At 39.0% G+C, this 22614-nt stretch carries 21 protein-coding genes, 1 tRNA gene and 1 pseudogene; 9 read left to right on the top strand and 14 right to left on the bottom strand.

Going from position 1 to position 22614, the window contains the following annotated elements; genetic code table 11:
* Positions 1 to 47 precede the first annotated feature (47 nt).
* The 3 genes from ACU5DF_RS09380 to ACU5DF_RS09370 all read left to right on the top strand — a co-directional run bounded on the left by ACU5DF_RS09380 (position 48) and on the right by ACU5DF_RS09370 (position 2268).
* The gene (locus tag ACU5DF_RS09380) at positions 48 to 755 is read left to right on the top strand and encodes a carbonic anhydrase (RefSeq protein ID WP_446712667.1); all 708 of its coding nucleotides are present in this window, start codon (positions 48 to 50) and stop codon (positions 753 to 755) included.
* 122 nt (positions 756 to 877) lie between these two features.
* A tRNA-Ser gene (locus tag ACU5DF_RS09375) sits at positions 878 to 968 on the top strand.
* A gap of 259 nt (positions 969 to 1227) precedes the next feature.
* Positions 1228 to 2268 carry a GGDEF domain-containing protein gene (locus ACU5DF_RS09370; RefSeq protein WP_446712666.1) on the top strand — a complete coding sequence of 347 codons (1041 nt, stop codon included), beginning with the start codon at positions 1228 to 1230 and terminating at the stop codon, positions 2266 to 2268.
* Between the two features lie 7 nt (positions 2269 to 2275).
* Here the strand turns inward: ACU5DF_RS09370 and ACU5DF_RS09365 are convergent, their stop codons facing one another.
* From ACU5DF_RS09365 to ACU5DF_RS09350, 4 genes are all read right to left on the bottom strand, one after another.
* Positions 2276 to 2761, bottom strand: coding sequence for a GNAT family N-acetyltransferase (locus tag ACU5DF_RS09365; protein WP_446712665.1), 486 nt, complete (start codon positions 2759 to 2761; stop codon positions 2276 to 2278).
* A gap of 159 nt (positions 2762 to 2920) precedes the next feature.
* The gene (locus ACU5DF_RS09360; RefSeq protein WP_446712664.1) at positions 2921 to 3760 is read right to left on the bottom strand and encodes an isopenicillin N synthase family dioxygenase; all 840 of its coding nucleotides are present in this window, start codon (positions 3758 to 3760) and stop codon (positions 2921 to 2923) included.
* A gap of 250 nt (positions 3761 to 4010) precedes the next feature.
* Complete coding sequence (locus ACU5DF_RS09355) at positions 4011 to 4310, bottom strand: hypothetical protein (RefSeq protein ID WP_446712663.1); 300 nt, start codon at positions 4308 to 4310, stop codon at positions 4011 to 4013.
* Positions 4310 to 4750 (bottom strand): YcgN family cysteine cluster protein, encoded by a 441-nt coding sequence (locus ACU5DF_RS09350; RefSeq protein WP_446704250.1) that lies wholly within the window; start codon positions 4748 to 4750, stop codon positions 4310 to 4312. The genes ACU5DF_RS09355 and ACU5DF_RS09350 overlap by 1 nt, the downstream gene beginning before the upstream one ends.
* Before the next feature lie 235 nt (positions 4751 to 4985).
* Here ACU5DF_RS09350 and ACU5DF_RS09345 point away from each other — a divergent pair, with 235 nt between their 5' ends.
* Positions 4986 to 5237, top strand: coding sequence for a YkgJ family cysteine cluster protein (locus tag ACU5DF_RS09345; RefSeq protein WP_045102448.1), 252 nt, complete (start codon positions 4986 to 4988; stop codon positions 5235 to 5237).
* Positions 5238 to 5255: 18 nt separating this feature from the next.
* On the opposite strand, the gene ACU5DF_RS09340 is transcribed toward ACU5DF_RS09345, so the two are convergent.
* Positions 5256 to 5486 (bottom strand): TIGR02647 family protein, encoded by a 231-nt coding sequence (locus ACU5DF_RS09340; protein WP_045102449.1) that lies wholly within the window; start codon positions 5484 to 5486, stop codon positions 5256 to 5258.
* A 140-nt stretch (positions 5487 to 5626) separates the two neighbouring features.
* Entirely contained in the window at positions 5627 to 6535 is a 909-nt protein-coding gene (locus tag ACU5DF_RS09335) for a Tim44 domain-containing protein (protein WP_446712662.1), read from the bottom strand.
* A 222-nt stretch (positions 6536 to 6757) separates the two neighbouring features.
* Between ACU5DF_RS09335 and ACU5DF_RS09330 the strand changes: the two genes are divergently transcribed.
* Complete coding sequence (locus tag ACU5DF_RS09330; RefSeq protein WP_446712661.1) at positions 6758 to 7357, top strand: TetR/AcrR family transcriptional regulator; 600 nt, start codon at positions 6758 to 6760, stop codon at positions 7355 to 7357.
* Between the two features lie 23 nt (positions 7358 to 7380).
* Complete coding sequence (locus ACU5DF_RS09325) at positions 7381 to 9249, top strand: MFS transporter (protein WP_446712660.1); 1869 nt, start codon at positions 7381 to 7383, stop codon at positions 9247 to 9249.
* On the opposite strand, the gene menE is transcribed toward ACU5DF_RS09325, so the two are convergent.
* The 6 genes and pseudogenes from menE to ACU5DF_RS09295 all read right to left on the bottom strand — a co-directional run bounded on the left by menE (position 9229) and on the right by ACU5DF_RS09295 (position 16375).
* Positions 9229 to 10629 (bottom strand): o-succinylbenzoate--CoA ligase, encoded by a 1401-nt coding sequence (gene menE / locus ACU5DF_RS09320; protein ID WP_446712659.1) that lies wholly within the window; start codon positions 10627 to 10629, stop codon positions 9229 to 9231. The genes ACU5DF_RS09325 and menE overlap by 21 nt on opposite strands.
* A complete protein-coding gene (gene menC, locus ACU5DF_RS09315) occupies positions 10617 to 11591 on the bottom strand; it encodes an o-succinylbenzoate synthase (RefSeq protein WP_446712658.1) in 975 nt (324 codons plus the stop codon). Before menC ends, menE begins: the two co-directional genes overlap by 13 nt.
* Positions 11592 to 11671: 80 nt before the next feature.
* Positions 11672 to 12538 (bottom strand): 1,4-dihydroxy-2-naphthoyl-CoA synthase, encoded by an 867-nt coding sequence (gene menB / locus ACU5DF_RS09310; protein WP_446712657.1) that lies wholly within the window; start codon positions 12536 to 12538, stop codon positions 11672 to 11674.
* A 4-nt stretch (positions 12539 to 12542) separates the two neighbouring features.
* Positions 12543 to 13337, bottom strand: coding sequence for a 2-succinyl-6-hydroxy-2,4-cyclohexadiene-1-carboxylate synthase (gene menH / locus ACU5DF_RS09305; RefSeq protein WP_446712656.1), 795 nt, complete (start codon positions 13335 to 13337; stop codon positions 12543 to 12545).
* A complete protein-coding gene (gene menD, locus ACU5DF_RS09300) occupies positions 13321 to 15054 on the bottom strand; it encodes a 2-succinyl-5-enolpyruvyl-6-hydroxy-3-cyclohexene-1-carboxylic-acid synthase (protein ID WP_446712655.1) in 1734 nt (577 codons plus the stop codon). The genes menH and menD overlap by 17 nt, the downstream gene beginning before the upstream one ends.
* Positions 15051 to 16375: pseudogene (locus ACU5DF_RS09295) on the bottom strand (isochorismate synthase). The gene menD and the pseudogene ACU5DF_RS09295 overlap by 4 nt, the downstream one beginning before the upstream one ends.
* A gap of 380 nt (positions 16376 to 16755) precedes the next feature.
* Between ACU5DF_RS09295 and ACU5DF_RS09290 the strand changes: the two are divergent.
* Positions 16756 to 17970, top strand: a complete 1215-nt coding sequence (locus ACU5DF_RS09290; RefSeq protein ID WP_446712654.1) for a pyridoxal phosphate-dependent aminotransferase — start codon at positions 16756 to 16758, stop codon at positions 17968 to 17970.
* Between the two features lie 87 nt (positions 17971 to 18057).
* Here the strand turns inward: ACU5DF_RS09290 and ACU5DF_RS09285 are convergent, their stop codons facing one another.
* Positions 18058 to 18594, bottom strand: a complete 537-nt coding sequence (locus ACU5DF_RS09285) for a dihydrofolate reductase family protein (RefSeq protein ID WP_446712653.1) — start codon at positions 18592 to 18594, stop codon at positions 18058 to 18060.
* Positions 18595 to 18619: 25 nt separating this feature from the next.
* Complete coding sequence (locus ACU5DF_RS09280) at positions 18620 to 19504, bottom strand: AraC family transcriptional regulator (RefSeq protein WP_446714215.1); 885 nt, start codon at positions 19502 to 19504, stop codon at positions 18620 to 18622.
* A gap of 193 nt (positions 19505 to 19697) precedes the next feature.
* Here ACU5DF_RS09280 and ACU5DF_RS09275 point away from each other — a divergent pair, with 193 nt between their 5' ends.
* Both ACU5DF_RS09275 and ACU5DF_RS09270 read left to right on the top strand, forming a co-directional pair.
* Entirely contained in the window at positions 19698 to 20846 is a 1149-nt protein-coding gene (locus tag ACU5DF_RS09275) for an iron-containing alcohol dehydrogenase (protein ID WP_446712652.1), read from the top strand.
* Positions 20847 to 20976: 130 nt separating this feature from the next.
* On the top strand, positions 20977 to 22596 hold the full coding sequence (locus ACU5DF_RS09270) for a peptide ABC transporter substrate-binding protein (RefSeq protein WP_446712651.1): 1620 nt from the start codon (positions 20977 to 20979) through the stop codon (positions 22594 to 22596).
* Positions 22597 to 22614: the final 18 nt, after the last annotated feature.

Genomic DNA, 22614 nt, shown 5'->3' with positions numbered 1-22614 from the left:
CTGTACTAGCCTAATCCCTTACTTTATGAAAAAAGGCTATAAAAACCATGAAAAATATTATTTCAACGTTGGCAGTTATCACCACTCTATCGGCTAGCTCTTTCGTTTCAGCTTCAGAATGGAGTTATGCTGGAGAAACCGCTCCTGCTAATTGGCATGGCACCTGCCAGACTGGCGTAAACCAATCACCAATAGATATTACCAATGCCATTGAGAGTACTTTAGAGCCTATCATATTCAATTACGCTCAAGCGGGTAAGAATATCGTTAATAACGGTCATACCGTGCAAGTAAACTTTGATGGTAAGCAATCTATTCAGGTTGAAGGCACCACATTTAACCTATTACAACTTCATTTCCATGCTCCAAGCGAAAACCTGATCGCTGGCCATTCTTTTCCATTAGAGATGCACTTGGTTCATTCAGATAAAGAAGGTAATCTTGCGGTTATCGGTATAATGCTTAAAGAGGGTAATACGAACTCAGAATTAGAAAAAGTCTGGGATAAAATGCCTAAATCAGGCGATGTTAATCTTGATAGTAAGCTAATGCTTACAAGGTTGCTTCCTAGCAATCAGGCTTATTACCGTTTTAATGGCTCACTAACAACACCACCATGTACAGAAGGTGTAACTTGGTTCGTGATGAAGAACCCAATCACGATTTCTGCAGAACAATTAATTCAGTTTAAATCTCTGTATCAAGGAAATAACCGTCCAGTACAAGCGATTAATGCCCGCCCTATCCTAAAATAAATTGTTAGAACATTAAATTTTGCTCTAACTTTCATCGATATGATCGAATTTAGAGCAAACAGTATTTTTAAACAAAAGAATCCTTTACAAAAAGAAGGGTTACGCCTATTATTCACCGCATCGGAGGGATGGCTGAGTGGTCGAAAGCACCGGTCTTGAAAACCGGCAACCGTTAATAGCGGTTCTAGGGTTCAAATCCCTATCCCTCCACCACATTCAAAGCCCTAGCAGAAATGCTGGGGCTTTTTTGTATCTGAAAAATGAACACCATCAAATAATTCAAAAATCAAATACCAACCGAAAATACATCAATTTAAATTATGACTACCGCCTCTCAATTTATTTTATAAAATATGGATATAATGATAATAGTGTCAACGTTTAGAACATTAAAAATTTCTTTCAATTAATACCATTCCTAATAAACAGTTAAACAAGTACTCATTAGCACTAAGTAAATAGAGAGCTAGATATGGATATACTAAAAAGATTGATAGGTATATTTACTCAACCAAATAAAGGTTCTGTATTTCTATATATAGGTGATAAAAAGGCACTATATATCACCATCATTATCCCTTCCGTAATGATGCTACCTCTTGCAATAAAAAATTACTTTTTCGGTTATCATCTACTTGCATCAACTTTACTTCTTTTCTTTCTTACAAGTACTTTTCATATTTGGGCCATTTATAAAAAATCCCCACTCATTCTACATCCCCACATCATTGCTATTTTACTTATTTTATCCCTTTTCTTTACTGTTCATTATTTAGGTGTAAGTACTATTTACTGGTGCTACCCTATTTCTATCGCTTTACTCTTTATGCTACCTCTTAAATCAGCATTTATATTTAATATAATTGTTTGGTCGATAATCAGTGGCTTTAGCTTTATAGAAATGCCTCTAGATGAAGCTCTCCGAATTTCAACATCTCTACTATTGACCATTATAATATCTGGCTCAGTCTTAATGCATATCAATCAATTAAACAAACGTTTACTCAATGAAATAATTCGAGACCCGATGACTGGTGCATATAATAGAAAGGAGCTGTCATTTCATTTAAAAACTTGCCTTAAGCAGCAAAAAGAAGACAGTATACATTCTGCCCTGCTATTTATTGATATCGACCATTTTAAAGCTGTTAATGATTCATTTGGTCACGATGTGGGGGATGACGTTATTAAAGAGTTAGTTAATATTATTACAAACCATAGTCGTGAGACGGATAAGGTATTTCGGATTGGTGGTGAGGAGTTTGTTCTATTAATGCACAATACTAATATTGAAAATGCACTGCGTGTTGCCGATAAACTAAGACTGAAAATCAAAAATGAGCAGATAATTGAAAACTATCCGATAACTGTCAGTATTGGTGTATGTAGCTCTGAAAATAATCCCTCAAAAGATCAATGGTTAAAATTTGCTGATATCGCTCTTTATGAAGCAAAAGAGGCAGGAAGAGACAACGTTAAGCTTTATCGCACTTCAAAAAGCCAGATCATCTAAAGTAATATTATGATAAATCTTTCAGCATCCATACATCACAACCGTTATGAATTGTTCCATTAAGGGGCTCTGATAAATGAGAAAAACCAAGGTCCTTATACAGATGAATGGCTGATCTCATACTTGATAGAGTATCTAAATAGCACTGAGTATAACCAAACTCTTTTGCGTGTTTTAATACTTTCTGAGCAATCGTCTTACCAAACCCTCGACCTCTCGCTTCTGGCAATAAAAATAACTTACGCAGCTCACACACCGTTTCACTACCATTAAATGAAGATAGCCCACAGCCGCCAACGACTCTCCCATCAAGTAATAAAATAAGATATTTACTTTTAAATGCAGGGTTATAATATTTACTCATTTCTAGAACTTCGTCATCCGATGGCCCAAAGCCTTCACCCATAGCTCCAAACTCAACACCAACATTCTTAATGATATAACAAATGTCATTATCATGATCACTCGTAATTCCTACAATTCGATATTCCATATCCAAACTCTCCAATCTTGAACTCTTTTTATTATAGAAAACTATAAATATCTAATTGAGGTACTCAGCACAAAGTCACTATAGAGATTCAATCTTGATCACACCAATATAAAAAAGCGAGCAACCAAAGTCACTCGCTTGTAAATCTATTCTACTAAGTTAGATTACACCTAACTCGCGTAGACGTTCCATTAGGTAACTGTTTGCTGTGTGGCGCTCTGATAACACAACATCAGGTTTTGGATGCAAGAACAATGGTAATGAAATACGAGATTTCGTTTTATCCGAGCCCTCAGGGTTAATCACTCGGTGCGTTGTTGATGGATAATAACCACCAGACGCTTCTTGCAACATATCACCAATATTGATAATTAAGTTGCCAAAATCGCAAGGCACATCTAACCAATCACCTTCTTTGCTCTTAACTTGTAAACCTGGCTCATTAGCAGCAGGAAGTACAGTTAATAAGTTAATATCTTCATGAGCACCAGCACGAATAGCACCAAGCTCCTCATCGCCCTCTAATGGTGGGTAATGAAGAATACGAAGTAATGTCTTATCATTATTTTCAACCATGCTAGAAAGCGATTGAGAATACAATTCAGAGACTTCTTTTGGTGAATGTGCTTCAACCCAAGATAATAGCTCAGCAGCAAGTGTATTCGCGTTATCGTAATACTCTTGAATCTGTGCTTTTAACTGCTCAGGACACTGGCCTGTAGGGTAGTAGTGGAAATATTCTTTAATGTCTTTTTTAGTATGACCTTTTGCAACTTCTGATACAGAAGCTGGGAAAAAGCCATCTTGCGTTTCTACATTAAACTGGAAGTTTTCTTTCTCTTCACTATTAAAGAATTCATACCAATTGTCATAGATACTTTGTACAAGCTCTTGTTGAATTGGGTGATTTTTTAATACGCCAAATCCTGTCTCACGCAGTGACTTAACAAACAGTTCTGCTGCATTCTCAGCAGTGTAATCAATTGCTTCTAATTTCATAATTATTATCTTATTGTTGGCTGACTGGTTTTTATAATGTGTTTTTATTATGTACATATAAATTGTATTAAGATGCGTACATTGCCTCAAGGCCTAACGTCTAAAAATAGACAACAATTTGTTTACAGTCAGAAACACAACTATTCCGTGTAACAACAGTGAAGTGTTAATAAATAGAATTGATGAGGAGATATTACCCCGCTATCGATGGACAATAGCGGGCAATTTTTTAAATTTTGAAGGGATAGAGTTACCTTGGTAGCGGCTCTAAGATTCCATTTCTAACTAAACCACGGCGAACGTTTTTGCATAGTTTGGCAAAGCTTTCGATCTCAGAGAAATTGGGGGTTTCTCCACGTTGAACGTAAGATTCCCAATACAGTAATTCACCTTCCACTAATTCAATCAATTTACGTGGGCAACCAACACAGGTATCACCACATATTTGAGCTTCAGGCGCATCAAATGGAAAGTCTGCTTTCACCAACTCGATGATGTTAAGCATCGCGGTTTTACGATCAGGTTTTTGTATTTTTGGTTTATGGGTCATTAGTTTCTATGAGGGTGATTCGTGATATGGTCTTCCCAATTTTTCACGTCAATCGCATAAACAACCTTGTTTCTTACGCTTTCGCCAGCCGCATGCATTGCTGATTTAGACCCAGTAATCAATGGGTGCCACTCAGGAATGCCTTTACCTTCCGCCAGTAGACGGTATGCACAAGTCACTGGTAGCCAGTTAAACTCTGCAATATTTTCACGGCTTAGTTTTAGACAATTTTCACCCGAAGTAAAACGCTTAGCGTAATCTTTACATGAACACGTTTTACTATTTAACCAGCTACATGCCACGTTAGTGTAGTAAACCTCATCTGTATCTTCATCCATTAACTTGTGTAGACAGCACTTGCCACAGCCGTCACAAAGAGATTCCCACTCTTGCTCTGTCATTTCTTCTAATTTTTTTTGTTGCCAAAATTGCTCTGTCATTGCTTTACACTCGTTATGGGAAGAGGCGGTTTTATACCCATCTTGAGCTAAAAGTGCAAGTGGTTTGCTATTCAGTAAAGAGATAATCCTGAGTAATACCAATCTGGATAAGTAGTTGAGCAGATAATTGCGTAGGAAAAATAATTAAATATTTATCTAGGTTGGTATAGTTTTGACCTGAAAGGGGAAGAATGGTATTTTGCGCATCCTTTAATTGATGCAATGAGATAGTGTTATGGAGTGTAGATTATATTGCGGTGCTTGCTGTATCGCTCCGAGTATTACGTCATTTATTCCGGGAATGCCTGATGGGAAACCTGCTGGGGTACGCTGCGTACAATTAAATGATGAGAACTTGTGTAAGTTGTTTGGTAAGGCAGAACGCCCAAAGGTGTGTCATCAATTTAAAGCTTGCCCTGACGTATGTGGGTCAACCCCAGAACAAGCTATTCAAACCATCACTGAACTTGAGTCAATGACGCTATAATTTTATAGAAGAATTACATTACGATAATACGCGGACTACGTTCTGTACTTGCTCTGAAATCTCAATACCGTGGTTTGTTAAATAACCACCATCTTCTTGTGAAACCAATCCTTTACTGAAAAGACGCTTCATTGCTTCGATTGCTTCGGGTGCTGCGTCTGAATGAATTTTTAAACCCGCTTGAGTGCTTTCTAGTGGGAATTGCTTGAGAAGGTTCATTTCTTCGATAATATCTTTATTAAATGGCATAGTTTTATCTCTCTTATTTTATTAATTGGAATCAGCATAGACTGTCTTTAACAGATTAAAACAGAGCTAGATCACACCTATAAAAAATCCCCATAGGATTACTCTCTATGAGGATATTTTTTAATCAGTTTACTGTGTATTTAAACAATTAAGCTTGAATCACCAATAATTAGCCATGGTGCATTTGACTGCGTAAGGTCACGCTCCAAGTGCCAGATGTCTGTAATTTCTTCTTCAACACCTTCAACTGAATCGCGGTAACGACCAGAGAATTGTAAACTAAGTTGAGCACTGCTTGCATCATGTTCAGCACGTACAACCTCTGCATCGACAAACATTACGTCTGTGTGTTGCTCGCCTTCAAGGTTTGCACGCTCTTTCACTAAATCATTGTATAAGCTAATTGAGACGTACTCTTGAATAGTTTCAAGTTGATTATGGTTCCATGCACCTTGCAAAATTCGGTAGTGCTCGCGAGAACCATTAATGAAAGATTGCAGATCAAAACCTGGTGGATAATTATGCGGTACTTCATCAGCCGCTGTAGCACCAAAACCACCAGTAGCTTGTGTTTTTGGTTGCTCTTGGTCAGCTTGGAAATATTGCTGGTTATCACGGAAGCTTGGTTTCTCGTCGTGAGATGCTTGTGGGCCCGCGTATGCAGCCCCTTGCCTCTGATTTATACTGCTGGCCTTTGATGCCATAAACATACGGAAAAGCTTAAACAGAATAAATGCCACACCTGCCATAATTAAAATATCCATAAACTGGATACCTTCAAAGCCACCGCCAGCAAAGATTGATGCTAAAAGACCACCCATAAGAAGACCACCAAGTAATCCGCCCATTAAGCCTTTTTTGCTTGATGCGCCTTTAGCTGTGTCTTGCTTACCAATCGTATTCGTGTTTTGTTGCTTCTGTTTTGGCGCAGGCGCTGTTTTAAAGCTTTTGCCAAATGATTTACCACCACCAAATTTCTTTGCTTCTGCATGAGGTGCAGAAAGAACAAAAACGAACATTAGGGCAGCAATAGATAAAAGACGTTTCATTATCTCTTCCTTACTATATTAAAATAATTTGAAGTGATAATAGCCTGACTTACTCTATTTTGGGAGCATTAATCATCACCAGTATGTTTCAGAGTGTTAAAACAAGAACGATTTTATAAGTAAAACGTGCAATTCCTCTTAATTGATACAATTCAAACTTGAAGAATAAACAGATACATTTAGAATTAAGAACAATGTTCATAATTATTAATTAAGGCTACTATGGCCCGCAGAAACGACCATTCTCACCAAGAAATACGTGATATGGCCTTAGATAATGTAAAAATCTTTCTTGATGATCACACTCATCACGAACTCAGCTTACGAAAACTAGCAAAAAGCATTGGCTATGTACCGAGTACCTTAGTCAATATCTTTGGTAGCTATAACTTATTGCTGCTACGTGCAATAGCTCAAACACTAGATGAATTAATGCAACAGGTTCATCTAGAGTTAGAAAAAAGTTCAACTCCAGAGGACTCATTGCAAACAATTGCCTATTGCTATTATGATTTTGCTCAGCAACATCCAAACCGTTGGCAGCTAGTATTTCAACACAATATGAATGGGGAAGAACTTCCTGATTGGCAAGAAAATCGGATCAATCAGATGATGTCGGTTCTCGAAGATATCCTTAAAGCAATTAATCCTAGTAAAGAAAACGCGGAGATAGTGCAAAGTAGCCGAGTCATCTGGGCAAGTGTACATGGTATAACTCTGTTAAGCCTTGATGATCTTTTTTTCTCCTCATCACCTATTAATGGTCATCAGCTCATTACTAACTTATTATCGAACTATATCAATCAATGGAAGCAAAGTTAGCTTTGTAGTGAAAAGGATTTTATATGTCAAAGCAAGCTAACTTGTTAACTCAGCGTCGTTTTCTCCCTTATTTTATTACTCAATCTCTAGGGGCATTTAACGACAATATTTTTAAAAATACCTTGTTACTTTTCGTTGCTTTCGCAAGTGCTGATAGTTTACCTATCTCTTCTAATTTATTTATTAACCTTGCTGCTGGTCTCTTTATCCTTCCTTTTTTTCTTTTCTCAGCTCCTGCTGGCGTATTGGCAGATAAATACGAAAAATCAGCTTATATCCAAAAAGTTAAGCTCGCTGAAATTGCAATTATGTTATTTGGTGCTGTGGCTTTTATCCTTCAAGATTATACTTTACTCCTTATTCTTTTATTTTTAATGGGGACGCAATCTGCTTTCTTTGGCCCAGTAAAATACGCACTCCTCCCTCAACAGTTAAAACAAGAAGAACTGGTATCTGGTAATGCATTAGTTGAAACAGGGACATTTCTTGCCATTTTATTAGGGACGATTAGCGCGGGTATAATAGCCTCACAAGAGCACGCTAAATATATTGCTGCCGGAGCGGTTGTTACTTTTGCCGTCTTGGGTTACCTCTCTAGCCGTTCAATCCCTTACGCTAGAGCCATCGCTCCTGAATTAGAATTTAAATGGAAACCAATCCATCAAACCAAACATACTATCCGTATTGCCAAATTAGATAAGACCGTATTTCTAGCCATAATGGGGATCAGTTGGTTCTGGTTTTTAGGCGCGAGTTACTTAACTCAATTTCCAAACTATACTCATTTACACCTAAATGATAATGCAATTACCGTTACTGTATTGTTGGCTCTATTCTCGATTGGTATTGCTATTGGCTCTCTTGCGTGTGATGTTTTATCTAAACATCGAGTTGAGCTAGGTATAATTCCATTAGGATGTTTAGGGCTTACTATATTCGGTATCAACCTATACTTCTCAACACCGAATAACCCTGTTGATATTACAGGGTTTATGAACATTCTTCTGAGCCCTGAGTTATTACCTGTTTTTATTAATTTGTTTTTCTTAGGTATCAGTGGCGGTCTCTATATCGTTCCTTTATATACCTTAATTCAACAACGACCAAAACCAGAACACCGCTCTCAAATCATTGCTGCTAATAATATTTACAACGCATTATTTATGGTAACTAGTGCAGTATTAGGCATCGTCTGTTTATCGATAATCGAGCTCTCTATCCCACAGTTTTTTGCTCTACTTTCCATTGTAAATAGCCTGGTTGCACTCTTCTTATTCAATAAAGTTCCTGTGCATGTGATCCGTTTTTTACTTTGGATCATTACTCATACTTTATATCGAGTAAAACATAAAGAGCTGCAGCACCTTCCTGAAGAAGGCGGCGCGTTATTAGTCTGTAACCATATAACTTATATGGATGCATTTATTCTTAGTGGCGCATGCCCTCGCCCTATTCGCTTTGTGATGGAAGAAGAATACGCAGAACTCCCCCTGATTAAGTATTTTTTCCGTATAACTAGAGTTATACCTATTAATGCTACCAAAAGTAGTTCAATTAGACGTGCTTTTTTTGATGTTGAAAAGGCCTTGTCTGATGGGGAGATTGTGATGATCTTTCCAGAAGGTGTATTAACACATGATGGTGAAATAGGATCTTTTTTACGAGGGATGGATATAATTCTCAAACGTTCACCTGTTCCGGTCATCCCGATGGCATTACGTGGTTTATGGGGAAGCTTTTTTAGTCGTCATGGAGGAAAAGCGATATTAAAACGTCCTAGTCGATGCTGGTCAAGAATAGAAGTGGTAGCCGGAGAACCCGTACCACCACATCTTGCGACATCAAAGATAATGCGTGAAAAAGTAATTCAACTACGCGGTAATTGTCAATGAGTGAAGCCACTCTCTTACTTGTTGTCGTGATATTTTAATACCAGTTCCTAATAAGTGTTCTGGTAATATTTCATAACGAATTGGGCATTCAAACTTTGTCAGCGTATCTTGTAAAAATAACTGAAGCTCTTTAAATGTAAGTTCACTCTGAGTGTTAATAACAGCAACAGGACGCTGACCAAACTCACTATCCACAACATCAATGACAATTGCGTGCTCAATCGCAGTGTGCTTAAGTAAGGCTTGTTCTATTTTTTCTGGATGAATATTTTCTCCCCCAGAAATAAACATATTATCAACACGACCATGAATATATAGCTCTGCACCTACTGCATGACCAAGATCTTTACTTGAGAACCAACCTTCCTCATTAGTAATATTCATAATGCCAGATAAACGGAAATAGCCTAACGCTAATGCTTCACCCCTTACTAATATTTCGCCATTTTCTATACGTAATTCGCGATAAGGTAAAACATTACCAACTCCAGGTTTACCATCAGCCAATTTTGCCGCTACTGTCGAAGACATTTCTGTCATTCCATAACCAACCCAGCACTCTATGCCTTTTTCTTGAGCTTCATTGGTTAGCTCTGTTGAAATAAATGCACCACCAAGTAAAACTCGCTTTAAAGCAAGCCGAGGAAGATCTTCACTCCTTAAAATACGTTGAAGTTGTGTTGGAACTAATGAGGCATGAGTCACTTCACAAAGATCATTCAGTAACCCTTCTTCTGTTGGCATAACCAGCGTTGCTCCAGAGAGCAGCCAACGCCATACAATCGCCAAACCAGAGACGTGAAATAAAGGTAGTGACAATAACCACGAGTCACAACTATCAAACTCGACCCAACTTAACAGGCCGGCAGCAGAGTGCAAATGGTTACTAGCACTATGGGCAACAGCTTTTGGTAACCCAGTAGAACCTGAGGTAAATGTTAGCGTAGCTAATCGACTTGGCTGCCATGTTGCTGCTAACACACTGTATTCTGCGTTAATTAACTGTAAATGATGCCAAGTTCCTGAGATGGTCTCTTGTCCTTCACCAAACCAAATATGCTTAGCAGAGATATTGGTTACTAATTGATGAAGTTGACGACTAGGAGTCTTAGGGTTGATAGCACAAAAACGTGCACCAATTCGAATGGAAGCTAATTGCAACCAGACTAGCTCAATACCACTTTTAGCTATGCCGACAACCACATCATCACGCTTAACGCCTTGCTGCAATAAACCGTTAGCGTATTGATTAATCTGTATTAGAACTTCAGACCAAGTCCATACATTAGAGCCATCACGAAGCGCAATTTCAAGTTCACGCTCTTCGCCCCATTTAGCCCAAGGCCAGGTAGTAAAGTGTGGTGAGATCAGTTTTCCCATACAACGTCTAGCTCTGATAATAAATTCATCGGTAACTTACAATTAGGCCATGCTGTGTCTAATTGCAATTTAAAAAGATCAATTGTATCCAAACCTGGGATCGACTTTGGAGTTTTCCATTCAGCTAATCGAGCAAGCTGTGTTAATGCTAAACTGGATTCTATACTTGAACTGATCACAGCTTGCATACCTAACTGCTCTGCACTCTCGATAAGTTCAATACATTTAGCAACAGATCCAACCAGTGTTGGCTTAATCACAATCGCTTTAACACCTTGTTGAATTTTCACTTCAAAGCCGTCATCACGCACGGTTTCATCCCAAGCAATGGCAATACCTGTTGCCTCTGAGAATGCCAAGCTCTCTTCTGGTGTATGACAAGGCTCTTCTAAAAACTCGATACGAGAGCGAAACTGTGGATTGACGTAATTAGCAAATTGTTCGGCTTTTTTTGGTGTCCAATTACGATTAGCATCAAGACGTAAAGAAAGATCAGGAATAAGCTCTAAAAACATATTAACCACCATTCCATCACGAATTGGTTCATAGAGCCCTACTTTAATTTTGGCGATCTTTTTGCCATTCATCTCATTGAGTTTCACCACTAAGTCATCAGGATCGCCTGAGCATAACGGTGCAACTTGATAGTTACCTTGTTGTGGTAAACTTCCTTCAAGTTCTAACAAAGCCATACTAAAACCAAACGCTACTGATGGACAATGTGAATCTAGATCTACTTCTTCACCGCTTAACCATAACTGAGTTAATGAAATAAGATCTTCACGTGCTTGCTCTAGTGTTTCTTTACTAAATTCAGGCAAAGGCGCAATTTCACCTTTACCAATACGCGATCCATCACTTAATTCAATGATCAATCCATCTCGCTGTTGAAGACGCTGCTCACGAAGAATCACTCCACTATCCATAGGGAGTTGATATTGATATATCTTGGCTGTTTTCATTTGTTACTCCAACCAATAAAAAGAAAAAAGAGACTCATAAAGAGCCTCTAAATACTTGCACTAAATCAGTGATAGTCGGCTTATGGATTACGAGGGAATTTATCGAAATCAGGACGGCGCTTTTCATTAAATGCGTTACGGCCTTCTTGACCTTCTTCAGTCATGTAGAACATCATGGTTGCGTTACCCGCTAACTCTTGAAGGCCTGCTTGACCATCACAGTCCGCATTTAATGCCGCTTTAAGGCAACGTAATGCCATAGGGCTGTGTTGCAGTGTTTCACGACACCAGCGAACCGTTTCTTTTTCTAAATCAGCAACAGGTACAACCGTGTTTACTAGGCCCATGTCCAATGCTTCTTGTGCATCATAGAAACGACATAAGAACCAAATTTCACGCGCTTTTTTCTGACCAACGATACGGGCCATGTAAGAAGCACCCCAACCGCCATCAAAAGAACCCACTTTAGGGCCTGTTTGACCAAATTGCGCATTCTCTGCTGCGATAGTTAAATCACACATCATATGAAGAACATGACCACCACCAACAGCATAGCCTGCAACAGCAGCAATAACTGGTTTTGGACACGTACGAATTTGACGTTGGAAATCCAATACGTTTAAGTGGTGTGTGCCACTGTCATCACGGTAACCGCCGTAATCGCCACGGATTTTTTGGTCACCACCAGAACAGAACGCATCTTCACCTAAACCCGTTAGGACGATAACACCAACTTTTTCATCGTAGCGTGCATCCGCTAGCGCATCGATCATCTCTTTAACCGTACCAGGACGGAAAGCGTTGCGTACTTGTGGGCGTGCGATAGTGATTTTCGCAATGCCATCAGCGGATTTATGATATTGAATATCTTCGTATTGAGCTGTGCAATCTGTCCAATCTACTGGAGCGTAAAGTTCTTGTTCTGAAATGCCAACAGTTCTCGCCATGGGTTTATTTCCATTGTTGTAAGAATGTATTAAGTACATGTGTAAAGCGTTCTGGCTGTTCCACATGAGCGTTATGCCCTGCCTGAGCAATGATTTGATACGTTAATTGACTTTGCTCAGCCAAGTGTTGAAATTTATTATCTGCTTCGCCGCAAATATAAAGCATGGGAATGGTGCTACGATGTAAGGCTTCAAGCAAATATGGTTGCTTAGCCAGTGATGTAGATCTCAACATCATTCCAATTGAGTGACCAAGATTATCACTTCTTTTAGCTACTAAAACTTGTCTTTGCTCAGGGTTTAGTGAAGAAAATACCTTTTGCTGATACCAAATGTCTAAAACATCAGCAATAGGTTGTTGCTCAAATCGTTCAGCCCACTGAACATCATTGTTAAATCGAGTTTGCTTGTCGTGTTTTGAACGCAAGCCAAAGTTGCCACCTTCAATACATAAACCACAAATAGACATTAATGGTGGTAATGCAAAGTACGAACTTAAATACATTGCCACTCGCCCACCTAAAGAGTACCCCACAAAAACAAACGATTGATAGGGTGTTTGCTGTAGTGATTCAACAATAAGCTGGCATGTTTGTTCAAACCCTAACGATTCATCCAACACTGTCGATTGGCTTCGTCCATGCCCAGGTAAATCAATCAATAACACAGGATATGACTGAGAAATAGCGGAGGCTATGTGCTCCCAATCTTGAATTGACCCTAATAACCCATGCAAAAATACAACGCAAGGTTGCGTCGTATTTTCTTTGGGTATATTTAATTTAAAATAAAGTGGCATGTTGAATAGTTTGGAATAAACGCGTCAGCTCTTCGCCTACTTGACCTGATGGGGTATTGATTTCAACTAAATGAAACCCCTCATTGAGTCCCTCATTTATTATGGACATCGCACAAGTCAAGGTTTCTGGTTTATGGTAATTCAACCCAAACATCGCAGCAGCATGACTAAACTCAAGTTGATGAGGCATTCGATAAAAGTCGTCTTTTTTCTTCTCATCGACAGGCAATAAATCAAAAATACCACCGCCGTCATTATTCATAACTACGATGACAACAGGCTGTGTTGCTTGCTTTAATAATGCCAGTGAATTTAGATCATAAAGCAGAGACGTATCGCCGACTAAAGCCAATAGTGGATTTTGATTTGCTCGTTGAACACCCACCGCAGTTGCGATTAATCCATCAATACCTGAAGCGCCACGATTGGTATAGGTATACTGTTGGTTTAACTCTCCAACCATATCTAACAAACGAACAATTAAGCTGTTGCCAATAAACCAATCACAAGGTTCACCCTTCTGACCTATGGTGAGAGCAAAGCTTAATTCTGACAATGTTTCACTGTGGCATGCCATTGAACGAGCTAAAGCCAGTGCATTATGTGAAGCTACTTTTAGCGACTCACTCCATAATACAGAAGGAGCATGGTCAAAAAAACAATCTCGTTCGGTTAAACTATCGGTATGAGTCTGACACCACGCAGTAATGTCAACACGGTAGCGAACATGAGAATGACAACTGGCATCGAGTAGTTCAAAGTGCGGATCAATTAAGTAGTAATCTTGCTGATATTTATCTAGCCATGCACTTAAACGTTTAGACACTAAGCGAGCACCAAACTGGAATACGCATTCAACATCAGAAAGTAATTCTAGACAGGCTGTATTTTGTAGCCATAAATCGTAATGCGCCCACTCAGAGTAATAACCCGACTGTGGATCTGCCAATACTGGCCATCCTAACTCTTGCGCTAATTTAGCCGCTGCTTGTGCCTCTTCTAATGTGACTTTACCGATAATCACAATGCCCTTCTTCTGCGTCGTTTTCATCCATTGAGGAGATACCGTTACCACTGAAGAGTATTTAGGCTGCTGAATATAGGCTGAGGATGCCACTTTCCACTCTTGAATTGGAATAAGATAATCTCGCACAAGATCATTATCTTTCTTACCATAAAATGGTTCAGGAAAAGGACAGTTTATATGAATAGCACCACCCTGCTCTTGCTGAGCAAAGCAGGCTTGATCTAATCGACTTAATAACCACTGGGCTGGAATATTAATGCTTGGCGATGGCAGTTGTAGCGAATGACAAACATGAGATGAGAATATACCTTGCTGATTAATCGCTTGATTTGCACCACAGTTAATCAACTCAACAGGACGATCTGCCGTCAGTAATATAAGCTTCTCTTTGGTTAATCCTGATTCAGCAACCGCTGGCAATAAGTTAGCTACCGCGGTTCCAGATGTCACAATAATCGCCACTGATTCACTTGATGCTTTAGCAATACCAAGAGCAAGAAAACCCAACCCTCGCTCATCAAAATGAGTATGAATAGTTAACACTTGATGCTCTGAGGCAGCAAGTGTTAACGGTGTTGAGCGTGATCCCGGAGCAATACAAACATGTTTTACTCCATGTCGAACTAACTCTTCAATAATCAACTCAGCCCAAACTTGATTTAGCATTACTTGCAGATCTGGTTGCATCATGCGACTTGCGACTCCTTGATCTCTGCATTTAAGGCTGTATCAGATTCTAATAAGGTGCATAGGGTTGAGGTTTTTTTATCTAACTCTTCCCATTCACTACTTGGTTCTGAGCCAGGAACAATCCCAGCCCCTGCAAATAAATGCAATTTATTACCCATAACTAATGCACTGCGAATCGCAACACAAAATTCGCTGCGCTGTTGGCTTAAAAAACCTACCGCACCACTGTACCAACCACGGGCAAACGGTTCATTATCAATGATAAAATCTAAAGCCGACATACGAGGTAGGCCAGCAATAGCAGCGGTTGGCTGTAAGTTATCTAATAATTGTGAATCACTGCAATCTGAGTTGATCTCAGCAGATATTGGGCGTTTTAGGTGCTGAACTTTACGTAACTTCACCAATTCAGATTTTTCTGCAACCTTCATTGATAGACTAAATTTAGACAATCTATTAATAATATCATCCACTACAAGGCGGTTTTCATATTGGTTTTTCTTGTCAGAGATTAGCCATGATGCTAATTGATTGTCTTCTTCTTCATCATGCCCACGACCAATCGTTCCTGCCAGTGCTTCTGTTTTTAAGGCGTAGCCATTACGTACATATAAACGTTCTGGTGTAGAGCCAATAAAACAGTGCTCGCTATCTAACGCCATCATAAAATGAAAGCTATGGCTGTTAGCTTTACGACTCGCTTTTAAAAATTGGGCAGACGATAAGGTTTGGTCTAATGTTAATGTGGTTTTACGCGCAAGAACCACTTTCTCAAACTGTTTATTTGAAATTGCTTTCAACGCTTTATTGACCATATTAGTCCAATCGGCTTTTTCTGGAGTATTAATACGCTGAGTAACTTTACAGTGTAATTCAGATAATGGTGAAAAATGCTCTACCAGTTTATCGAGTGTCGATAGCAGACGTGAATTATCTTCCGATAAATTCACCATGATCTGCCAAGATGACGCTAAACGGCTAATTTCAACTTGTGGCAAAAAGAAAAAAGATGACATACAACGTCGATTACGTTCGGTACGGCCATCAAAAGAGCGGCCCCCCCAGATACGCTGTTGTGGCGCTAACACTTTTTTTGTGCTGCACTAGGGTCAGTAAAAGTCTTCACTTGGCCAACAACCGCAACTTCTTCTTGGCCATCACGAGATTGCCAATAGAATTTAGGATACACAGGTTGAGCTTCTAGCCAGTCAATCAGTTGTTCACCAATAGACCAATCTAACTCAAGACTGATGGTATGGGGTGACGTTGCCTGCGTAATTTGATGACGAATCGATTCAATGGCATTTTGAAAAGTGGACAAATTAACCTCTCTTGATCGTTTTCAGCCATCTTGGCAACCGTATTGCACAAGCAGAATTGCTTGCTATTCCTTGTATGAACTAGTGATTCTAGCAAAATGATTGAAAATAAAAAATAATTCACATCAATTGTATGTCTAAAAAATAAAACTCTTATCAAATTTTGCTTATTTATGTAAATCTAAAACAATGTAAATTTTCCTTTATTGCACATATATCAGCCAATACTGTTCATTTTTAAAAGAAATGGTAAAAGCTTCTTTCTCAGTAGGAAATATTGCTGATGCGAATTTTGCGTGATTATTTTCTAAAAATTGTTTCTCAGTCCCCTAGAAATAGTGTAATTTGAGTCTATAACGTATTTTTTCATCAGGGTTTCACCATGCAAAATATTGGAATGTCATCAAAACTTAGCAGTGTATGCTACGACATCCGTGGTCCAGTTCTTAAACATGCTAAAAGAATGGAAGAAGAAGGCCACAAAATTCTTAAACTAAATATTGGGAATCCCGCCCCATTTGGCTTTGACGCCCCTGATGAAATCCTAGTTGATGTGATTAAAAACCTACCAACATCGCAAGGTTACTGTGATTCAAAAGGCATCTACTCTGCTCGTAAAGCGGTTGTTCAGCATTATCAACGTCGCGGTCTATTAGATTTAGATGTGGAAGATGTTTACATCGGTAACGGTGCATCTGAGCTGATAGTAATGGCAATGCAAGCGCTATTAAATAATGGCGATGAAATGCTAGTCCCTGCGCCTGATTACCCATTATGGACGGCATCAGTGGCACTGTCTGGTGGTAAGCCAGTTCATTACTTATGTGATGAAGGCGCTGATTGGTACCCAGATCTTGACGATATCAAAAAGAAGATCACACCGAATACTAAAGGTATTGTACTAATCAACCCAAACAACCCAACGGGTGCGGTATATAGCCGTGATTTCTTATTACAAATTGTTGAAATTGCGCGTCAAAATAATCTGATTATTTTTGCCGATGAGATTTACGACAAAGTGCTGTATGACGGTGCTGTTCATACGACGTTAGCAACGCTAGCTCCGGATATTTTAACCGTGACTTTTAATGGCTTGTCTAAAGCGTACCGTGTTTGTGGTTTTCGTGGTGGCTGGATGTTCTTGAATGGTCCAAAAGATCATGCTCAAGGCTATATTGCGGGTTTAGATATGCTTGCTTCTATGCGCCTATGTGCAAACGTTCCAATGCAACATGCGATTCAAACCGCATTAGGTGGCTACCAAAGTATTAATGAACTTCTGCTTCCGGGTGGTCGTTTATTAGAACAGCGTGATAAAGCGTATGATTTAATCACTCAGATCCCAGGGGTGAGTTGTGTGAAGCCAAAGGGTGCAATGTACTTGTTCCCTAAACTTGATCCTAAGATGTACAAAATTAAAGATGATCAGAAGTTTGTTCTAGATTTCTTAATTAAAGAAAAAGTATTATTAGTTCAAGGGACAGGCTTTAACTGGCCAACACCGGATCATTTCCGCATCGTAACACTGCCTCGTGTTGATGATTTAGAAACGGCAATTGGTCGTTTAGAGCGCTTCTTACATACTTATAAGCAGTAATTGTTCTAATACCAATCACGCGAATATAAAATGAAAAATAGAGCCTGCTGAATTTGCAGGCTTTTTTATATTAAAAAACAGTGAATGCTATGAACGCTGACGTACAAATTTATTTTGAACAATTGAATCCAAAAACATCTCACTTTTTATACATTTAAAATCCATTAAAGTTTCTAAATCACCAAACAACGGGGAACCACCACCCAAAAGTACTGGAATCGTGGTAATAATCATCTCATCAATCAGATCTTCTTTTAAGAAATTCTGAATTGTTACACCACCATCAATGTACAAATTCACAAACCCTTTCCCATGAATTTTCTCTAGCACTTCTTTTAGTGGGCCATTAATAAGAAACACCTTATCTTCATAGCCATCAGGGACTGAAGTCATCGTATTGCTCAATACAAAAACAGGTTTTGAGTAAGGCCAATCGATACCAAAGCTCAATACCATATCTAACGTATTACGTCCCATCACTAACGCATCAATACTAGCTATATGCTTAGCATAACCCATGTCATTTCCTTCAGGATTAGGGATCGCATGTAACCAATCAATTCCACCATTTTTATCCGCGATATATCCATCTAGGCTTGTTGCTATAAATACGACATTTGACATATTTGAATTCTCTATTTTATTAAAACTAAGCGACGCACCCTTTAGGTGTCATATTAAAATGGCGTTTAAACTCTCGGCTAAATTGGGATGTGCTGGTGTAACCCACAGAATGAGCAGCGTCATTTACTCGTCTTCCCTCTAACTGAATTAACTCTTTGGCTTTATTCAAACGTACTTTTTTCAAATACTGCAGTGGAGATTCTAACGTGACTTTACGAAAAGCCGAATGAAACGCTGACACGCTCATATTGGCTTCTTCGGCTAAGTTTTGTACGGTTAATCCATCCGCATAAGATTGGTGCATTTTATTCATCGCTTTGGCTACTCGTGCATATTGGCCATCATGGTGCGCCAAATTAAACAACACATGGCCTTCAGTCCCAGTAAGTACTCGATAGACAATTTCATTTAATAATGATTCACCGAGTAACTTGGTATCGAGATCGCTATGTAGTGCCTGCATCAAACGCTTACAGCTCTCCAACATATCATCAGCCATTTTTACTGATGTAAGGCCAAAGCCATCTTGATTTGATTTTGCTGGCGCTTGAAAATTAGCCGCCTCAAGCTCATTAACTAAGCGATGAAGTAAGGTTGAATCAACATTAATTGTTAACCCAAGTAATGGACTATCATCTTCAGGAAAGGCTTCACATTCTAGTGGCATCGGCACACCGACAACTAGATAATCGTCAGGCCCATAGTGCACAGGCTGATTACCAATATGTATGTGTTTATGCCCTTTACCCATGACTATAATGCCCGATTGATAAACAAATGGCTGGCGCTGATTTCCTTTGCTGCTGCGATAAAACCATACACCAGGAATAGCCGTTTCTCTGATCCCTTCTAGATCATTAAAACCATAATGATCCGCATAGCTTTGCATTAATTCACCAAGAGATTTCATCATCGCTCCTTTATCTCAATCAAGATCACATCTATCGATTTCTTTTTCCAAAATACCCATAATTGTAGAAATAGGCAATAAAAAAGCAGAAATCCACCTTCCTAAAGTTACTATTGAATACTAATATGCACTTATTGAAATGATAAGTTCTAGAAAATAGAGCATCACCTTTTGGAAGAAATGAGGTACAGCAATGAAATTCTCTTACGTTAACCCTACACAAATCCATTTTGGCCAAGGTCAAATTGCAGCAATCGCTACATCTATTCCACAAGATCAAAAAGTATTAGTGATTTATGGTGGCGGTTCAATTAAAACAAACGGTGTTTATGACCAAGTTGTTGCAGCACTTTCTAACCATTCTTGGATTGAGTTTTCGGGCGTAGAGCCAAACCCAACGGTTGAAACTTTAGATAAAGCCGTAGCTATCGCTAAAGCTGAGAACGTTGATTACATTCTTGCTGTAGGTGGCGGTTCAGTTATTGATGGTTCAAAGTACGTCGCTGCTGCAACAAAGTACGATGGTAACGGTTGGGATATCTTAATTGGTAAGCACACGGTGACAGAAGCGGTTGCTTTAGGCGCTATTTTAACACTACCAGCGACAGGCTCTGAGTCTAACTCAGGCGCGGTTATTACTCAAAAATCAACACAAACGAAACTGCCTTTCATGGCGGCAGCAGTACAACCAAAATTCGCAGTGCTTGATCCTGATTCAATGAAAACGCTACCAGAGCGCCAGCTAACAAATGGCCTAGTCGATGCTTGGGTTCATACCTGTGAGCAATACCTAACGATGCCTGCTGGTGCAATGGTTCAAGATGGTTACGCAGAAACTCTACTTCGTAATTTGTTAGTTCTTGGTGAGCAATACGAGAACCGTGATAATAATGAATGGCGCTCAAACCTAATGTGGACAGCAAACCAAGCCTTAAACGGCCTTATTGGTACTGGTGTTCCTCACGATTGGGCTACACATATGATTGGCCACGAACTGACAGCGCTTTATCATGTTGATCATGCTCGTTCTTTATCTATCATTCAGCCATCTTTACTTCGTAACCAAATCGAAGCAAAACGCGCTAAACTAGAACAAATGGGTAAAAATGTATTTGGTTTAAACGCTTCTGATGATCTAGCAGAGCGCACAATCATTGAAATCGAAACGTTCTACCATAGCCTGAACTCTCCAACAGAGCTAACTGAACACGGCGATGATAAAGCAGCAGCAATTGATGCGATCATCAAACAACTTGAAGCTCATGGGATGGTTGCTTTAGGCGAACATCAAGCGATTACCCTTGAGGTGTCTCGTGAAATCCTAGAAGATGCCGTGAAGTAAACCTAATATTAAAAAATAATTAATAATAGAGCCAGTGAACATTTATTCACTGGCTTTTTTGTACCTTGCGTTTTAAGTAAATCTATATTTTAATGTATGCAGTTTTGTTAAAATTGTAAAAGGAATTGCAATGCGTACATCAACCCTATCCATTCTTATCTCTACCGCTCTATCGCTTTCTTCAACAACAGCATTCTCTGCCGTTGTTTCTCCCGATCTTAAGCTTGCTAAAGAACAACATTTAGTCCGTGGTAATGGAGCAGAGCCTAATACTCTTGACCCAAGCTTTGTTAACTCAGGTATGCCTGGTGATATTATTGCGAACGACATGTTCGAAGGATTGCTCATTGAGAATGGCGAAGGGGAACTGGTACCAGGTCAAGCAATTAACTGGACGTTCAGCAATGGAGGTAAAACAATTACCTTTGCGTTGAGAGAAGGATTAACTTGGTCAAACGGCTCACCTCTACTCGCTTCAGATTTTGTGTATGCTTGGCAAAGAGGCATTAACCCTAAAACAGGGAATAATACTGGTCACTATTTTGTTACCGCCAATATTTTAAATGCAGATGCGATTCAAAAAGGAACACTAGAGCCATCTAGTTTAGGGATTAAGGCATTAAATGATAAGACACTTGAAATCAACCTATCAAAGTCGACCCCTTATTTCTTAAGTTTAATGGGACTAAAGAATTTTTATCCATTACCTCAAAAAATAATTGAAAAACATAAAGATAACTGGACTCGACCTGAAAACATAGTCACTAATGGTGCTTATGTTTTAAAAAAATGGGTACCAAATGAATTAGTTGATGTCGTAAGAAATCCTAGTTATTGGAATAATAAAAAAACAGTGATTGAAAAAGTTACCTACCTAGGGCTATCTTCTCAGCAAGCTGAATACACTCGTTTTCAAGCGGGTGAAATTGATATGACTAACCGTGTTCAACTTGAGTATTATCAAAAATTAAAACAAGAATCACCTGAACAAATAAAAGCTCAGGCATTGTTAGGCTCTTATATTTATTCTTTCAATACTAAAGTAGCACCATTTGATAATAAAAAAGTAAGACGTGCACTAAGCATGGCGATTGATCGAGATATTTTAGTTGAGAAAATTACGGGCCAAGGTGAACCTGCAGCTTACTCTGCCGTTCCTACCACGATTCCTAATTATCGTTCGAGCAAACTCAGCTTTAACAATGAGTCGATGAAAAAAAGAATAAACACGGCAAAGCGTTTATTAAACGAAGCGGGTTATAATGAAGATAATCCACTAACATTCACGCTGACATATAACACCAGTGACAATCATAAGAAGATTGCTATTGCTATCGCATCAATGTGGAAACCGTTAGGCGTAAAAGTGACACTTGAAAATATGGAGTGGAAGTCTTACGTATCAGCCAAAAATCTAGGCGATTATCAATTAGCTCGCTCATGGGCATTTGGTGACTATGCTGAACCATCTTCAATTTTAGAGGCTTTCACTTGTGAGCATACAGCGAATGAAAGTGGTTTTTGTAATTCTAAATTTGACCAATTAATGAAAAGTGCAGGAAATACTGAAGATGAATCACAACGCTACACTATTTATCAACAGGCAGAAGAGATTCTAAACGATGCATCGCCAATGATCCCTCTTTATTACTATAACCATACTCGCTTAGTTCGCTCAACGTTAAAGGGATTTCCAAATAATAATCCCAAAGGAAATATCTACGCTAAAGACATGTTTTTCACGAAATAATAACCTGACCTAATAAAA

The organism is Aliivibrio wodanis, assembly GCF_052920805.1.
This window is presented reverse-complemented; position numbering and strand designations above follow the sequence as displayed.

What these genes read in the sequence shown, in the direction of transcription:
- ACU5DF_RS09380 (WP_446712667.1), top strand. Translation starts at nt 48, where the DNA reads ATGAAAAATATTATTTCAACGTTGGCAGTTATCACCACTCTATCGGCT.
- ACU5DF_RS09370 (WP_446712666.1), top strand. Translation starts at nt 1,228, where the DNA reads ATGGATATACTAAAAAGATTGATAGGTATATTTACTCAACCAAATAAA.
- ACU5DF_RS09365 (WP_446712665.1), bottom strand. Translation starts at nt 2,761, where the DNA reads ATGGAATATCGAATTGTAGGAATTACGAGTGATCATGATAATGACATT.
- ACU5DF_RS09360 (WP_446712664.1), bottom strand. Translation starts at nt 3,760, where the DNA reads ATGAAATTAGAAGCAATTGATTACACTGCTGAGAATGCAGCAGAACTG.
- ACU5DF_RS09355 (WP_446712663.1), bottom strand. Translation starts at nt 4,310, where the DNA reads ATGACCCATAAACCAAAAATACAAAAACCTGATCGTAAAACCGCGATG.
- ACU5DF_RS09350 (WP_446704250.1), bottom strand. Translation starts at nt 4,750, where the DNA reads ATGACAGAGCAATTTTGGCAACAAAAAAAATTAGAAGAAATGACAGAG.
- ACU5DF_RS09345 (WP_045102448.1), top strand. Translation starts at nt 4,986, where the DNA reads ATGGAGTGTAGATTATATTGCGGTGCTTGCTGTATCGCTCCGAGTATT.
- ACU5DF_RS09340 (WP_045102449.1), bottom strand. Translation starts at nt 5,486, where the DNA reads ATGCCATTTAATAAAGATATTATCGAAGAAATGAACCTTCTCAAGCAA.
- ACU5DF_RS09335 (WP_446712662.1), bottom strand. Translation starts at nt 6,535, where the DNA reads ATGAAACGTCTTTTATCTATTGCTGCCCTAATGTTCGTTTTTGTTCTT.
- ACU5DF_RS09330 (WP_446712661.1), top strand. Translation starts at nt 6,758, where the DNA reads ATGGCCCGCAGAAACGACCATTCTCACCAAGAAATACGTGATATGGCC.
- ACU5DF_RS09325 (WP_446712660.1), top strand. Translation starts at nt 7,381, where the DNA reads ATGTCAAAGCAAGCTAACTTGTTAACTCAGCGTCGTTTTCTCCCTTAT.
- menE (WP_446712659.1), bottom strand. Translation starts at nt 10,629, where the DNA reads ATGGGAAAACTGATCTCACCACACTTTACTACCTGGCCTTGGGCTAAA.
- menC (WP_446712658.1), bottom strand. Translation starts at nt 11,591, where the DNA reads ATGAAAACAGCCAAGATATATCAATATCAACTCCCTATGGATAGTGGA.
- menB (WP_446712657.1), bottom strand. Translation starts at nt 12,538, where the DNA reads ATGGCGAGAACTGTTGGCATTTCAGAACAAGAACTTTACGCTCCAGTA.
- menH (WP_446712656.1), bottom strand. Translation starts at nt 13,337, where the DNA reads ATGCCACTTTATTTTAAATTAAATATACCCAAAGAAAATACGACGCAA.
- menD (WP_446712655.1), bottom strand. Translation starts at nt 15,054, where the DNA reads ATGATGCAACCAGATCTGCAAGTAATGCTAAATCAAGTTTGGGCTGAG.
- ACU5DF_RS09290 (WP_446712654.1), top strand. Translation starts at nt 16,756, where the DNA reads ATGCAAAATATTGGAATGTCATCAAAACTTAGCAGTGTATGCTACGAC.
- ACU5DF_RS09285 (WP_446712653.1), bottom strand. Translation starts at nt 18,594, where the DNA reads ATGTCAAATGTCGTATTTATAGCAACAAGCCTAGATGGATATATCGCG.
- ACU5DF_RS09280 (WP_446714215.1), bottom strand. Translation starts at nt 19,504, where the DNA reads ATGAAATCTCTTGGTGAATTAATGCAAAGCTATGCGGATCATTATGGT.
- ACU5DF_RS09275 (WP_446712652.1), top strand. Translation starts at nt 19,698, where the DNA reads ATGAAATTCTCTTACGTTAACCCTACACAAATCCATTTTGGCCAAGGT.
- ACU5DF_RS09270 (WP_446712651.1), top strand. Translation starts at nt 20,977, where the DNA reads ATGCGTACATCAACCCTATCCATTCTTATCTCTACCGCTCTATCGCTT.